This window comes from Paenibacillus sp. H1-7 (genome assembly GCF_022354825.1).
GTDB lineage: Bacteria > Bacillota > Bacilli > Paenibacillales > NBRC-103111 > Paenibacillus_S.
In genome coordinates, this window is sequence record NZ_CP031168.1 from 7,426,523 (window position 1) to 7,442,064 (window position 15,542).

At 53.7% G+C, this 15,542-nt stretch carries 12 protein-coding genes; 3 read left to right on the plus strand and 9 right to left on the minus strand.

Annotated elements, in window-relative coordinates; all coding sequences use genetic code 11:
* Positions 1-66: 66 nt before the first annotated feature.
* From helD to DVH26_RS32860, 5 genes are all read right to left on the minus strand, one after another.
* Complete coding sequence (gene helD / locus DVH26_RS32840; RefSeq protein ID WP_239635566.1) at positions 67-2,427, minus strand: RNA polymerase recycling motor HelD; 2,361 nt, start codon at positions 2,425-2,427, stop codon at positions 67-69.
* Positions 2,428-2,813: 386 nt separating this feature from the next.
* The gene (locus DVH26_RS32845) at positions 2,814-3,617 is read right to left on the minus strand and encodes an HAD-IIA family hydrolase (protein ID WP_239629809.1); all 804 of its coding nucleotides are present in this window, start codon (positions 3,615-3,617) and stop codon (positions 2,814-2,816) included.
* Between the two features lie 532 nt (positions 3,618-4,149).
* The gene (catA, locus tag DVH26_RS32850) at positions 4,150-4,827 is read right to left on the minus strand and encodes a type A chloramphenicol O-acetyltransferase (RefSeq protein ID WP_239629811.1); all 678 of its coding nucleotides are present in this window, start codon (positions 4,825-4,827) and stop codon (positions 4,150-4,152) included.
* Positions 4,828-4,999: 172 nt separating this feature from the next.
* The gene (locus DVH26_RS32855) at positions 5,000-6,163 is read right to left on the minus strand and encodes an MFS transporter (RefSeq protein ID WP_239635567.1); all 1,164 of its coding nucleotides are present in this window, start codon (positions 6,161-6,163) and stop codon (positions 5,000-5,002) included.
* Positions 6,164-6,469: 306 nt separating this feature from the next.
* On the minus strand, positions 6,470-8,695 hold the full coding sequence (locus DVH26_RS32860; protein ID WP_239629814.1) for a glycosyl hydrolase family 95 catalytic domain-containing protein: 2,226 nt from the start codon (positions 8,693-8,695) through the stop codon (positions 6,470-6,472).
* Between the two features lie 691 nt (positions 8,696-9,386).
* Between DVH26_RS32860 and DVH26_RS32865 the strand changes: the two genes are divergently transcribed.
* From DVH26_RS32865 to DVH26_RS32875, 3 genes are all read left to right on the plus strand, one after another.
* On the plus strand, positions 9,387-10,193 hold the full coding sequence (locus tag DVH26_RS32865) for an ABC transporter permease (RefSeq protein WP_239629816.1): 807 nt from the start codon (positions 9,387-9,389) through the stop codon (positions 10,191-10,193).
* Positions 10,190-10,981: an ABC transporter permease gene (locus tag DVH26_RS32870; RefSeq protein WP_239629817.1), complete on the plus strand. Its 792-nt coding sequence runs from the start codon at positions 10,190-10,192 to the stop codon at positions 10,979-10,981. Before DVH26_RS32865 ends, DVH26_RS32870 begins: the two co-directional genes overlap by 4 nt.
* Positions 10,982-11,186: 205 nt before the next feature.
* Positions 11,187-12,164: an ABC transporter ATP-binding protein gene (locus tag DVH26_RS32875; protein ID WP_239629819.1), complete on the plus strand. Its 978-nt coding sequence runs from the start codon at positions 11,187-11,189 to the stop codon at positions 12,162-12,164.
* Between the two features lie 135 nt (positions 12,165-12,299).
* Here DVH26_RS32875 and DVH26_RS32880 read toward each other — a convergent pair whose 3' ends face one another.
* The 4 genes from DVH26_RS32880 to DVH26_RS32895 form a co-directional block, all read right to left on the minus strand.
* Positions 12,300-12,848 carry an OsmC family protein gene (locus DVH26_RS32880; RefSeq protein ID WP_239629821.1) on the minus strand — a complete coding sequence of 183 codons (549 nt, stop codon included), beginning with the start codon at positions 12,846-12,848 and terminating at the stop codon, positions 12,300-12,302.
* 70 nt (positions 12,849-12,918) lie between these two features.
* Positions 12,919-13,452 (minus strand): hypothetical protein, encoded by a 534-nt coding sequence (locus tag DVH26_RS32885; RefSeq protein ID WP_239629824.1) that lies wholly within the window; start codon positions 13,450-13,452, stop codon positions 12,919-12,921.
* 136 nt (positions 13,453-13,588) lie between these two features.
* Positions 13,589-14,554 carry an ABC transporter ATP-binding protein gene (locus tag DVH26_RS32890; RefSeq protein ID WP_239629827.1) on the minus strand — a complete coding sequence of 322 codons (966 nt, stop codon included), beginning with the start codon at positions 14,552-14,554 and terminating at the stop codon, positions 13,589-13,591.
* The gene (locus DVH26_RS32895; protein ID WP_239629829.1) at positions 14,502-15,536 is read right to left on the minus strand and encodes an ABC transporter ATP-binding protein; all 1,035 of its coding nucleotides are present in this window, start codon (positions 15,534-15,536) and stop codon (positions 14,502-14,504) included. The genes DVH26_RS32890 and DVH26_RS32895 overlap by 53 nt, the downstream gene beginning before the upstream one ends.
* Between the last annotated feature and the right edge of the window lie 6 nt (positions 15,537-15,542).

Consider the following 15,542-nt stretch of genomic DNA (forward strand, 5'->3'; position numbering starts at 1 on the left):
AGCGCATATAAGCTCTAAGGGGGCTAAGGTGTTTCTGTCAGCGGAGGCGCCCAGAAGCGGCCGCCGTTACCGGCCGCCGGCACCTTCCAATATATACGTGTCCGGATGCTGCGCCGTCACGAACGGGCTGAGCTCGCCGAGAGCATAAATATGCAGCAGGTGCATCGCTCTCGTACATGCCGTATAAAACAGCTTCCGCTCGCTCTCGCGGCTGTACTGCTCTTCGGAGCCGTTATAGAGGATAACGGCATCGAATTCGACGCCCTTCGCGAGGTACGCGGGAAGGACGACGATGCCCTTCACGAACTCCGGCGTCGTCTTCGTGATCAGCTGCAGCGGGAGCCGCCCGTTCAGCGCCTCATAGACTTCGGCGCTCTCGCCCGCCGTCTTGCAGATGATCGCGATCGACTCGAAGCTCTCCGCGCGAAGCGCTGCGACATCGCTCACGATCTTGTCGTGCAGCGCGTCGCGGCTTGCAAAGGTCGCAACGAGCGGCTTGTCGCCTCCGCGGTTGAACGGCACGATCTCTTTGCCTCCCGGCACCATGCCGCGGGAGAACTCGACGATTTCCTGCGTCGATCGATAGCTGCGCGTCAAGCGGATCAGCTCGGTCTGCTCCGGCCCGTACAGCGCCGTGATCGGGTCGAGCTCGCCAAGCGCAGAGGCATGGGCGTAGATAGCCTGGTTCATGTCGCCGAGCGCCGTCATCCGGCTCCTCGGGAACAGACGTTTCAGAAATTCAAGCTGGAACGGGGAGTAGTCCTGCGCTTCGTCCACGATGACGTGGCGGACGGACGTATTCATTTGGAAGCCCAGCATCAGCTCGTTCAAATAGAGCAGCGGCGTCGCATCCTCATAAGCGATCTCTCCTCGCTCCATCGTATCGGCGGTCAGACGGCAAATATCGGCCCACAGGGCAGGCATTCCCGCTTCACCCGCTGCCTGAAGGAACAGCTCCTCCTTCTCGAACAGCTGCCGATAGATGGCCGACATATGAACGAAGCGCAGCCGCTTGATCCGCGACCGCACCGGTTTCAGCCGATCATTGACGACCATGCGCGCCAAAATGTCTCTTTCTACTTCATAGTCATCGAACGTGTTCTCAGGACTGTCCTGCCGCTTGCGGCGCATCTGGGTATAAGCGCGCTGATAATCTTCGCGGTCCAGCAGGTTGATGCTTTCATCGACCCAATCCGCCTGCCGTTCTTTTTTCTCGAACTCCCGGATTTCTCCTAGCAGCCAGTCGCGCAGCAGCACGAGCCGGTTCGGCAAACGAATGGACGAATCGAAATCATAGAACTGCTTTCGGATCCGCTCCGCAGAGACGATGGTCTTGCCTTGGAACCGGATCGGCTTAAAGATCATCCCTTCCCGCTCCAGCACTTCCTTGTAACGGTTAATGACGTTGAGGAAATCGACCGAGGATTTATACCGGATGCCTTCGATTCTTGCGGCATAATCCGGCTCTCCCGCAGCGGCGAGAACATATTCCAGCTGGCCGAACGGATCCTCAAGCTGATAATCCTTGCCGAGGCGATGCTCCAAATACTGCTGGAACGTCGTCTGCTGCATATTTTCCTCGCCAAGCTCCGGAAGCACGGTCGAGACGTAGCTGTTGAACATCGGGTTCGGCGAGAACAGCACCATCTGATCCGCCGAAAGCGTCTCGCGGTGCTTATACAGCAAATAGGCGACCCGCTGCAGCGCGGCCGATGTTTTACCGCTTCCTGCAGCTCCCTGCACGATCAGCATACGGCTTGTGTCGTTACGGATAATCCGGTTTTGCTCCTTCTGAATCGTCGCCACGATGCTCTTCATTTGCGCGTCGGAGCTGCGGCTCAGCACCTGCTTCAGCAGCTCGTCGCCGATAGTGACGCCGGTGTCGAACATCAGCGCAATCTTCCCGTCGCGAATGACGTATTGCCGTTTGAGCTCCATCGTTCCGGTTACTTCGCCACCCGGCGTCTCGTACGATGCAGGTCCGGGCGGATAATCATAATACAGGCTCGACACGGGGGCGCGCCAATCGTATACGAGAAACGTATTCTCATCTTCATCGGAAAACGATGCAATTCCCAAATAGATGGCCTCGGTCCGGCCTCCCCCGTCCTCCGTAAAATCGATCCGTCCGAAATAAGGCGATTTCACCAGACGTCTCAGCTTGCCAAGGGCAATGGATGCCTGCCGATGACGGCGTTCCCTGTCGTTAAGTATTTCAACCTGCTGCTTCAGGCTGAAATACGTTTCGTTGAGGTCCTCCATGCTGCTCAAGTTGACGGTTACTTCATCCCAAAAATGTTTGCGGATATCGACGACATCCGACCTGGCATCGCCGACCTCCTCTTCCAAACGTTCGATGCGCTTGCCGATTTTGCTTATAACTGAATCAACCCGCTGCTGCTCTTCACGCCAATCGACTTCCGTCATACTCAAAAAAATCGCCTCTCTTCCGAATGGGATCTAAGGATGGATGCCTGCCAGAAATAAAAGTTTGACTTTTCCCTCTTGCAATGCTATAATCATAATAAGGATTGAAATATATTAACGTGCATACTGTGCAAATAGTGACGAACGTTCCCTATTGTATCACCGTCTGCTTTTGAATGCAACTATAGATTAGCACCTATAACGTCGAACGACGTTTTTTTTATTACAATTGAATGGATAAGATTCCGAAGGCGATATAAACAACCTCTGCATGCGGTCGCTCCTCTGTGACGGACCTCGGGTAGAGGTTGTTCTTATTCCATCATAAAAAGGCCGTCCGCTAAGGACTGCCTTTTTCTCATTTAAGCGTGTTGCGCGATCTCGTCTTAAGCCCGGAGCCGCCCCCGGCATAAAGCTGTAAAATCATGTAAGGTAGCCCATACATAATCCGGTTTCGACGGAAATTTCTCCATATCCTCTATCGATGTAACTCCCGTAAGTACCAGTGCGGTGCGTATCCCGTTGTTGATCCCGAACATAATGTCCGTTTCCAGCCGGTCTCCCACCATTAGACAGCGTTCAGCCGCAAGCCCGCTCCACTCCAGCACCTTCGAGCCGTAATATAAGGACGGCTTGCCTATCACCGTTAACGGCGCGACGCCGCTTGCCGCTTCGATCGCCTTCACCATCGACCACGTATCGGGAATAATATCTCCCATAATCGGGCAGCTCGGATCCGGATTAGCCGCAATAAGCGCGGCACCGCCAAGGACGGCCTTCATCGCTTGGTGCAGCTTGTCGTAGGTGAAATGCATATCCATTCCCACCAGGACATGGGTCGCTGCGAGAGCATCTGTCGTGTACGGGATTCCCTGCTCCTCCAGCTCACGAATAAGCGCCGGCTCACCGACTACGAGCACATTGCAATTTTGCTGCTCCCGCAAGTAGACGGCCGAGACGAACGCTGCCGTTACAATCTCCTCCACATCGGCTTCCAAACCAAGCTGCTGCAGCCTGATCCGGCAATCCTCCCTCGTCCGGGTCGTCGTATTGGTCAGAAACCATATGCTTTTGCCCGCCTGACGAAGCACCTCCAAGGTGTCCCGGACACCGGGAAGCAGCTGACTGCCAAGGAACAAGGTTCCGTCCAAATCAAAAAAATAGCCGTCAAAATTCAGTACATCCGGCAAACGTAGCGCAGCTCCTTTCTGTAATAAACCATCATGAAGACAACCCAAAAAACCCTTACATCCAACAAACGAAAGCAACCGCGTGCTTCATTCGCTGCATACAAGGGTTTTCTCCTCGACTCGTACCCTAATATGTGTTTTTCTATCTTTGCTATTCTTTACAGCTCCATTGTACCTGCACAATGTTAACGGAATATCAAACTTATGTGAATAAATTATTAACCGCGAGGTCCTGAGGAGAGAAAACTGTGGATAACTCGAAATGTGGATATGTTTATAAAACCACTCTGCTTTATGCACAGCACTGCTTTGAAGCCTGTTGATATTGTGCATAACCTTGTGGACAAATGGTTTCAGCCGTATTTTTCAGATCGTTCCTTTAAGAGGTAAGAGGCTGCTTTCATTCATCGTTGAAAAAGAAAAGAAAGGCATCTTGGCGAGCTTTATCGCGAAAATGCCTTCCTTATTTATTCCTTCTTCCGAGCGCAGGTCGGAACCCGTGTCCGCGCCGGCCAATTCTCCCTTATACCGCTTAAGGCTCCACCCGTGTTCGGTCGGCCGGCAACCATTGCTCGCAGCTGTCAGCCAGCTGCTGCAGCTCATGGAACAGGAGTCCGGTGTGATAGCCGTCGCATACGGCGTGGTGTACCTGCACGGAGAGAGGCAGCCGGATCGCGCCGTCCTGTTCATCGTACTTTCCCATTGTAAATATAGGGAGCAAATAGGCGCTTCCGTTATCGATATTCAGGTTAAATCCCGTGAAATGAACCCAAGGGATGCACGATATGTTGAAGGTATTTGGCGGTTCGTTTGCTTTAGCCATAAGCTTCATGACGCTTCCGTACTTGTCTTGGTCCTCCAGCCAGCCGTTATAGAACTCGTCGAAATCTTCACGGTACCCGGTCCATATACTGGAGAAGGTTTTATTCTCATTGTGAAACAGCGTATAACTGGGAGACATGGAGTCCCAATACCCCGGCCTTCCTTCGGCATCAAGGCAGGTACGAAATTCGACATGACGGTTCACCACGGTTACAATCATGTAGATCAGCACCGGGTACAGCTTGATTCCTCGGCTTTTTGACTTGGCAAGCAAATGGGTAATGTCAATGTTTGCCGTCATGCTGTAGGTACATCTGACCTGGTTTAAATAATGCTCAAAATAAGGCTTTCTGCTCCAATGTTCCATATCGATCAAATGAAAATTCATTTTTATGCCCTCCTAATAGTACTTATTTTCGTATTAGGAGGTACGATCCACTGCTTTAACCATAACCATTCACAATCCTCGTCATTATTGTTGCTGCTGCTCTCATTATAACATAACAACAAGCTTAGCTGAGGGTGCATTATGACGTGCTTCTCCTTATTGAGAATCTGAACTACGGATGCATCCGGTCGGCAGCGTCTCTCTTGATTCCTCTTCCCACCCATCTTACCGATACGAAACAGCTTATGAGCAGCACGAACGAGCCGAACAAATAAGGCAGGTTCATATGGACATCGAACAAAATGCCGGCTGCAAGCGGCCCGAAGATTGTACCGAGGCTCATATAGGCGTTGTTCATTCCCGCAACGAAGCCCTGCTCCTCCCCGGCCTGTTTGGACAGCAGCGTGTTGATCGTGGGACGGATAATGTTGTTGAAGGTGAAAAACAGCATCGTCATGAACAGCACATAGTAGAAATTTCCCGAGAACAGCAGCAATACAAGCGAGACGGCCGATAGCAGAAGCATCCAATGAATAACCGTCGGCTCCCCGAACCTTCGGGTCAGCCAGTTAGTCAATACAAGCTGATTGAACGTAGCGATCAGAGAGCAAACCGTGAACAAGATTGCAATATCACGGGTCGTAAATCCGTAGCTTTGCACTACGAACAGCGGATAAATCGCTTCAAAGTGAGTCATGCCGAACGTCATGGCGAAGACAATAAACAGCAATATAAAATATTTCGACCGGAACGAAAGCACCAGCTGGCGGAATACGTTCTCTCTTTTCTGCAGCGACTGCCTCCGATTCAAGCGGCTCTCTTTGGACAAGGATTCGGGCAAAAGCGGGATGCTGCACAGCATCGCCAGCAGCCCCATGCACACGGATGCATAAAATGGAGCCCGGATGCCCCATTCCGCCAGGAACCCTCCGACACCGGGGCCGATAATAAAGCCTGATGTCATCGAAGCCCCTAGCCATGACATCGCCTTGTTGCGCTGCTCCTCCGTCGTAATATCGGCGACATAAGCCATAATGGAAGGAACCAAGGCGGCGGAGCCGATTCCGCCGATCAAACGCGATACGTACATAATGATAATATGGTCCGCCATAGCCGCCAGCCAATTGGATATAGCGAACAGGAATAGCCCGATAATAATCATCGGCTTGCGGCCGTATTTATCGGACCACTCGCCTGCGACGGGGGAAAATAAAAACTGGCTCAGGCCGAAGGCCGATACCAGGTATCCTGCCGCCTGGCCGCTTGCATTGAATAGCTGCAAAAACTCCGGCAATACCGGCACGACAAGCCCGACGCCCAGCATAGCAAGAAACATATTTACTAATAATAATGGAAACGATGAACGGGATGACACGAATTCATTACTCCTTTGTGACGGACTCGCCCAGATTCAGATTTGCTGCAATAGCATTATGCCCACACTCTTCTGCGGCAAACAGGTTTGAGTCTATGCTAACATGCACTGATATATAATGGAAAATATAATCTCGATTGCTTTTTCATACGTTTTACATATAGGGAATAATTGGAATTATTATGAAGTTCGGAAACAACGGAAAAAAGGACACTGCCATGTATCAGGCAGTGTCCTTCGTTTTGTGCGACAGGAGGGAGGTTCGAATTACTCCTGGAACGGTACCCCGTACAAGCGCCACGGCTTGTTGGCGCCGAAATAATTGCGCAGGCTGCGCTTCGCCGCAACCGGCTCGATGCGGAACGGCTCGGGCCGTTCGCCCTCGTATAGCAGCGCTTCCTCCCCCTGCTTCAGCTCCAGCTCGACGAGTCCGTCTCCGAGCAGGCGAAGCGGCACTTCGCGCTCCCCGATCACGCGAATGTTCAGGCTGCGCCAATCCGTCTGGATCCGGCATGGCTCGCCCGCCAGGCTCTGCACGCGGATGAACGCCGTGCGGCCCGCCTTTCTCTCCGCGCTGAGCAGGAATGCTCCTTCCGCCCGCAGGTTGTGGAAGCTGATTTCCTGCCATTCGTCTGGTACGGCAGGAAATACGCGAATCGTATCGCCCCAGCTTTGCAGCAGCAAATCCTGGATCGACTCGGCGCAGGCAAGCGGCGACTCGATGACCGGCCCGGCCTCCCGATACATCGTGTTCGGCTTGATGAGATGCATGAAGCTGCGGATATATTGCAGCGCTTCGTTGCCGAGTCCGATGGCAGCCGCAATGGAGGCTGCGCCCGTGAACGTAAAGCCGCGCATATCGCCTTCCATCCCGGTCCAGTAGCGGAGCGACTTATGGATCAACTCGCGCTCCTCCGGCTGCTCTCCGGTCATGATATGCAGCGGGAATACTGCGAGCAAATGGCTGAAATGACGATGCCCGAATTCAATCGGGGCGTCTTTGCCGAGGAGCAAGCCGTTCTCATCCGTCGGCAGCGGCGTCAGATGCTCCAACACGTACGTCCAGCGCTCAGCAGACGGATCGTCAAGCTGGAGCCTGTCGTTTGCGGCGAGCAGCGTCTCACAGCCCCAGCGAATGAGTGCCAGATCGTAATGGCAGTCCGGCACGGTCATTTTCTTGAATGATCCGTATTCCGGCGAGACCGTCGGAGGCAAATGCAGTTTGCCGTCCTCCCCTTGCTCCAAAATGTGGATAAAATATTGCACACCCCGCTTCAACAGCGGGAACAGGCCGTTGCGCAGCATCGACTCGTCCATGGAATAGCGGTATTGGCGCCAGTAATTGTGACAAATCCATAGCAGGTTGCCGGTCTCGTCCACAACCTTGGCCTTCAGATCGTAGCTGCAGCTCCGGCCCAGGCCTGCCGAATCCTCGCGGTACTCCTCCGGTACGTTGGCAATAAGGTTGTCGAAGTTTTCTTCCAGCCCGCGAATAAGCGATTCACCCAACTCCAGTCGGTTCGACGTGTATACCGGAGAATAGCTCATCTGCACGTTCATGTTGAACCATACGCCGGGCCACGGGGTCGGAGCCATCCAAGGACCCTGATTATCGATGATCATGTACTCCTTGCGCGTCGCCGAAGCCAGCTTGTACATTTGAATCCAGTAAAAGCCTTCCAGCATCGTATCCGGTATCGATACAAAGCTTTGCGGATAATACGCATGCCACCAGCTGCGGTGCGCTTGAACCTCCTGCTCCAGATCGGCTTGCGCGGTTTCTCGCACGAGGCTGACGGCTTCCTGGCGGGCGTCGTCGCCGACTCCTTTTTGCACCGTCAAATAACAGATCCGGTGATTCGGAGCCTTCTCGATCTCCTGCCATGCCGTCGTGCAGCCGTCACCCAACGGGTATTGCTGGACACCGATCTGTACTCCCTGTTCGGTATACCGGTTCAATTGAATGTCCGGGATATATTGGTTCAAATTGATGCCGTCCGCATTTTTGAGAACAGGGGACACCTCGGGCTCTGCATACCATTGCAGCTTGGCTCCCCGCTCTCCCTCGGTCGGCTCGATTTCGATGACCAGCACCATTTTTTCGCTATGGATGAACGCTCTCAGCCCAATCTCGCCTTTGGTCGTAACAACCCGGGCTTTGATCTCGGCATTCCACAGATCCACCTTAATTTCCGTCGGCTGATACACCCAGCCTTCACATTCGAGATCGATCTCCCCGATCGGTATCCGCGGACTGTAGCCGCTGGTGCGGGCTGCCGTAATATCCGTTCGCCCGAGGACGAAGCGAAGCACATTCCGCTTGTCGCGGTGCTCTTCCCCGAACATCATCGCCCCCATCAAGCCGTTGCCGATAAAGGCCCCTTCATTCCACGTCATCGGACGTGTCGTCCACGACATATCATGCCTGGACAAAAAGTCGCTCCAATCGAGGTTCACTTCCAACAAGCCCGATTTCTGTTGCTCCACCTTCATGCCGCTTTCCTCCTCATTTCCTCTGAATCTGCTTGCGTCTGAATGCAATTATAGGGAAAAGCTTCTATGTAAACTATGTTGAAAATTCACTACTTCATAGAAAATATTCACTTATTTCGATTTCGAGCCGTGAGAAAAACCTCTACCGTAATCCTTTCCCACAGGAGCGACTACTTTAGAGGTAGTTTTCATCGTCGATAAGACTATTTCCTATGATCCGTTTGCAACACTTAATCATATAAAATTCTTATGTGGTGAGATAAACTCGTATCGTAGTGCTTCGAGGCGTGATCACCTTAACGTTTTGCATTAGCAAAACCGGCTTGCAAGCAGGATCGGTTTTATTGCAAAGGATCGATTTTCGCCTCACTACACTTTATCTCTTTAACGCAATAAACCATTCGAGCAATAAAAAAACAGCGCTCAACCGGCCCTGTAGACAAATTTTAACTAAAGTTTGAATTTTTCCAAATTCCAACCAGAGGTTCCTATGCAGTTGTTTCCTATAATAATAGATTACCATACAGAAAAGAAAAAGTCTACTTTTTTTCCAATATTTCCACTATATTTTTTAATACTGCTTCGCAAACTCGTTATTCCTTTCGAAGCCAGTTTTTCTTCGAAAAAACTCAGTAACGCTTTCGGAGCAAGTTTTGCTTCGCAAAACTCAGTAACGCTTTCGGAGCAAGTTTTGCTTCGCAAAACTCTTAGGAGGTGCCTCCCCATATTCTCATTAACGTTAGCCCGCAAATCTTACGCCAAAAATTTGCAGTACCGAAAAGCACACATCCTGCGCATGCTCGCCAGCGTCGCCATCGGCTACGTCTACATGTCGGTCTGGACCGGGGTCAGCGGGGGTGAATCGCTCGGTGCCTATGGCATGCACGGCATGATCAGCTATATCGCCTTCAACCAGGCCTGCATCTGGATTTTGCTGACAACGAACGGCCTCGGCATAGACGCCATGGTCAGGACGGGGCAAATTGCGAGCGAGCTGATGAAGCCGATGCATTTTTTCTGGTATATGCTGAGCAAAGAATGGGGGCAGTCGTTCTATCAATTTGTGTACAGCACACTTCCGATTCTCCTCATTTACGTACTGCTTCTCGGCATCCGTACGCCGGAGCATCCGATCAACTGGCTGTGGACGCTGCTGGCGCTGTTTTTCTCGGCCTACCTCTCCTTATGTATCGGCTATATGATCGGCATAACCGCTCTTTGGACGACGGAGTCGCGCTGGTTCTCCCACGTGCACCATGGTTTCAACATGCTGTTGTCCGGCTTCTTCATCCCTGTCGAATGGCTGCCGGGATGGCTGAAAAACGTAAGCCTGCTCACTCCGTACCCCTGCCTGCAATATATTCCGGCAAGAATTTACCTGGAGATGGATTCGGTATCCTCCCTTAAGCTATCCCTCGTTTGGTCCGTCCTTCTGACAGCAGTCTGCTTCGCCTTGACGCATGCAGTACGCCGTAAAGTGGAGGTGCAGGGAGGATGAGCTGGATACGCATTTACATTCAATTGGCCGGAGCCAGTCTTAGAAGCCAAATGCAGCACAAATTCAATTTCTTATTATCGTCCTTCCTCGTGCTGCTCGTGTTTGGATTGGAGTTTGTTACGGTATCCACCGTCATCTACAAATTCGGGGGGATCAAGGGCTGGAGCGTATACGAGACGGGATATATGTTTGCGGTCATGATGTTTACTAGAGCGTTTTACCGCATGCTGGCCGGGGAAGTGAACGGCTTTGAGAAATATTTGGTCCAGGGAATGCTCGATCAGCTGCTCCTGCGCCCTATGCCGGTGCTTCTGGTTCTTTGTACGCGCAATTTCCGCCCGATGGCAGGCGAGCTCGTGCTGGGGGCGACATTGGCAGGAATATGCCTGAACCATTTGATGGCTTCCGGACAAGTGACGCTATGGGCGGTTCCGTTCACATTGGCCGCCATTATGAGCGGCACTCTCATCACGCTGTCCATCGGACTGACGGTGGCAACCGTCGGCTTTTGGACTCACCGCATCGACGACCTGCAGCGGATAACCGATAATGCGGCTACTACGGCCAGCCAGTACCCATTATCGATCTATCCCCAATGGATGCGGATCGTTCTGCTGACCGTCATCCCCATGGGCTTCACGAGCTACATTCCATCGCTCTATATTATCCGCGGAGAGCTCGGCATGTGGATCATACCGGCGACGATGACGTTAGCCGTCGTGCTGCTGCTCGGTGCGCTTCGCTTCTGGAAGCACGGCATAGCTCATTATCAGAGCACGGGCACATGATACAGCCACCTGGATCTTGCGGATACATGAAAGCGACGAGACCTGCTGGAGAGTTCGATCGACCGCCGATTGCGCGTCTGGAGCTCAAGCGTTTAAAACAAGGTCAACAGCACCGCCGGAAAGGCATCAATACAAGCCAATTCGCAAGTACGGATAAAACACTGCCAACGCTACATCAAAACTCGTGATCCATCGGAGGGATTGTATGATTCACGCACATCAATTGGTCAAAACGTTCCGGCTCCCCGTCGTCAAGGAAGGACGGTTCAGCAGCCTTCGTACACTCGTATCCCGCTCTTACCGTTCGGTGGATGCGGTCAAAGGGGTCAGCTTTGAGATTGAAAAGGGCGAGTTCGTCGGCTACATCGGCCCGAACGGCGCCGGAAAATCGACGACGATCAAAATGCTCTGCGGCATTTTGCACCCTACCTCGGGCGAGGTTACGATCAACGGCAGCAGCCCGCAAAAGCATAGACAGCATGTCGTCAAGCATCTGGGCGTCGTGTTCGGTCAGCGAACGCAGCTGTGGTGGGATCTTCCGGTCAAGGATTCGCTTGACATTCTCGCTGCCTTGTACAAACTCGAAAAGCGGCAGGCCGCCCGCCAGCTCGCCCTTCTGACCGAGGTGCTGCAGATGAGCGATTTTATCGAAACCCCGGTGCGTAAGCTATCGCTTGGCCAGCGGATGAGGGCGGATCTCGCCGCTTCCCTGCTGCACGATCCGGATGTGCTGTTCCTCGATGAGCCGACCATTGGCCTCGACGTGCTCGCCAAAAAGCAAATTCGCGCTTATCTCAAGCAGCTCAACCGGGAATGGAACAAGACGATTTTGCTGACAACGCACGACATGGACGATATCGAGCAGCTGTGCAGCCGGGTTATAGTCATTAACCATGGCGAGACGATATACGACGGTAATCTCGAGCATTTGCGCGAGCGGATCGGGCTGCCGACGGTCATGAAAATTACGTATCGAGAGCCGGTAAACCAGCTTCATGAGGGCGAAAGCCGGTTTTTGCATTTTGAGGTAAAGGAAATTGCCGATAAGGTCGTCACCGTTGCATGCAATAGACAGGAAACGACGGCTATGGACGTGCTGAGGGAAATGAATCGCTGGGGCACGATTGAAGACGTTCATATGGAGGAGCCCGATTTTGAAGAAATTATTCATCGAGTCTACTAGAGGATGCGGATACGGATACGGATGCGGATGAGGATGCGGCTGCTCAGGAAGTACATCTTACTCGTCCTGATATGAAAAAAGCATGACGGAAGCGGAGGATCGTCCCTCCGTCCGACATGCTTCGCTTGCTGTTGATTACGCCTCTTGCTTAACGGCCGGAGCGGAGAGGATGACCTCGCCTACCACGATTTGCGGGTTAGCCAGCAAATTCAAGACAGGGCATACGCGCTCCACCGCTTCATGCAGCTCCGCTATCGTCTGCTCCGACTCCGGAGATACGATATGCAGCTTGTATTGGATATTATGAGGATAAATAGGGATATCCTCATAGCCCGGCTTGCCTGCCAGCGGATGCTGCTGCCCGCTCACCTCAACCTCCAGCGACTCCAGCTTCACTCCGCGCTCGGCCGCTTGGATGAGGGTAATATGCGTCAGGCAGCTGCCCAATACGCCCAATTGCAGCTCAGGAGAGCTCGGTCCAAGATCGTACCCGGCGAAGTCCGGAGGGCTGTCGCTGATGATTTGGAAATCACGAATGCGGATTTCCCGCACGCCGCTGCGCCCTTTGGCGCGCACCTTTGCACCGAAGCGGTGAGGCTGCAGGTTCGGATCGTTTTGGGCTTTCTCCCGCCGGGCGATGGAAGCTTCGCGCTTCTCCAGCAAATATTCGTTTAAAGTACTCATGGGTACACTCTCCTCTATGATATGAATGATTGGAATGAAAACTAGTTGGGTGAAAATGACCAGCCGGACGTTACTTCGTGTCACCTCCTTCAAATCGGTTCACATGATAATGCACACGCTCGATACGAATCGTCACTTTGTTCAAGTCGGGATGGTTTGCGCTGCGTTGCTCTACTATAGCTTCTTCAGCCTGTGCCCCCGTTTCGGTTATGAGCCAAAAAGCGGGAATCGTTTCTTTCAGCAGAGCGATATCGCTCTGCTCCAATCGGACTCCTTCCAGCCCTTCTTCTACAAGGCGGTAGTCCGCTTTTTCATGCAGACCGAACCGGTAGCCTAAGTAGGATATAAGGCCGCGGATGGTCAAAAACTTGAACGCGTAGCCTTCGCGAATGGCTCGTTCCAGGTCGTCCGGGTACTCGTCGGCATATTCGCTCAAAATATCCCACGACAGCTGCTCGGGACCAAATCGCTGCAAAGCGTCGATTCGTTTCTCTCGAATCGCTCCCAGCAGCGCTTCCTTGGACAGACCGCCCGCTCTTGCGATTTCCAGCCGCAGGGCTACAGGCTGCGGCAATGTGACCTTCTGTGCTCTTGTAACGGACATGAGCATTCCTCCTGTCAAAGCGCGGATCCTATTGCTGCAAGCAGCACTTTCCGATTTCCGTTGCCTGCTCCGCTTCATTTCTCGTTCCGTAAGCTCTATTCTGCTGCCGACCGGCATTAAGGATCCGGCGTTTGCACTATACCAAGTGGCAGGCGACAAAATGGCCTCCGCCGGCATCGCGAAACTCGGGTGCCTGCTCCCGGCACACGCTTGCGGCGATGGGGCAGCGCGTATGAAACTTGCAGCCGGAGGGCGGATTGGCAGGGCTCGGGATGTCTCCCTTGAGCACAATCCGCTCCCGCTTGGCGCGCGGGTCCGGAACCGGCACTGCCGACAGCAGTGCCTTCGTGTACGGGTGCTGCGGGCGGGCGAACAGCTCGTCCCGCGAACCCATCTCTACCAGCGAGCCGAGATAGAGCACGCCGATGGTCGAGCACAGATGCTCCACGACGCTCAAATCGTGCGAGATGAACAAGTACGTCAGCTGCTTCTGCTCCTGCAGATCGCACAGCAGGTTAATGATTTGCGCCTGGATGGAGACATCCAGCGCAGACACCGGCTCGTCCGCGACAATAAATTCCGGGTTCAATATCATCGCCCGAGCAATCCCGATCCGCTGGCGCTGACCGCCGGAAAATTCATGCGGATACCGGTCGATATGATACGGCGCCAGCCCGCATAGAGACAACACCTCCAGCACCCGCTCCCTCGCTTCGGCTCGGGAGGCTATGCCGTGATCGAGCAAAGCTTCCCCTATCGCATCCCCGATCCGAATACGAGGATTCAGCGAGCCGTACGGGTCCTGAAACACCATCTGCATCCGTGGGCGTAGGCGGCGCAGCTCGCTTGGGGACAAGCCGTACAGGTCGATGCCGTCGAAGCGGACATCGCCGTCCGTTTTATCGGACAGACGGAGCAGCGCCCGCCCTATCGTGCTTTTGCCGCTGCCGGATTCCCCGACAAGGCCGAACGTCTCTCCCCGGCGGATCGTCAAATCGATACCGTCCACCGCTTTGACGTCGCCTGTTTTTCCGCCGAAGACGCCTTTGTTAACCGGAAAATACTTTTTCAGCCGCTGAACCTGAACTAACGGTTCGCTCATGTTGCCCCGCCTCCTCGTACAGCCAGCATGCGATTTGATGCCGGTCCTCCGTCTCCCGCAGCGGCGGCTGCTTCGTCCGGCAAATATCCATGCAGCGGTCGCACCGGTCGCTGAAATAACAGCCGTCGCCCAGTCCGACAGGGCTCGGAACCTGACCGGGAATCGAGTAGAGCCGCTCCCTCCGCTCGCGGATCACGGGCCTCGCCTTGAGCAGGCCCTGCGTGTACGGATGCTTCGGCTGCTCGAACAGCGATAGAACCGGAGCCTGCTCGATGACCTTGCCGCAGTACATAACCACGACATAGTCGGCCATCTCGGCGACAACGCCCAGATCGTGAGTGATCAGCAGGATGGACATCCGCTGCTCCTCCTTGATTTCCCGCAGCAAATCGAGAATTTGCGCCTGAATCGTCACGTCGAGCGCCGTAGTCGGCTCGTCGGCGATGAGCAGCTTCGGATTGCAGCTGAGCGCTATCGCAATCATGACCCGCTGCAGCATCCCTCCGCTCAGCTCGTGCGGATAAGCGTCGGCAATGTCCCGCGCTCGCGGAATGCCAACCCGCTCGATCAATTCGACGGCCCGGATCCGGGCCACTTTTTTGCTTAAGTGCAAATGATGAATCAAAGGCTCCATGATCTGCTCGCCGATGGTCAGCACCGGATTTAAGGAAGACATCGGCTCCTGGAAAATCATGGCCAGCTCTTTGCCCCGCAAGCGGTGAATTTCTTTGTTCCCCGCCGTCAGCAGGTCCCGGTTATCGAATACAATCCGTCCTCCCATTACCTTGCCCGGCGGCTCCTCGATAAGTCCCATCATAGACAGCGCCGTCACGCTTTTACCGCAGCCGGACTCGCCTACCAGCGCTACCGTCTCCCCTTCGTGAATGCAGAAGCTCACTCCGTTGACCGATTGGACGACGCCTTCCTCGGTGAAAAAATACGTATGCAAATCTTGAAATTCCGCCAACGCCGTACGGGTCAATCGGCT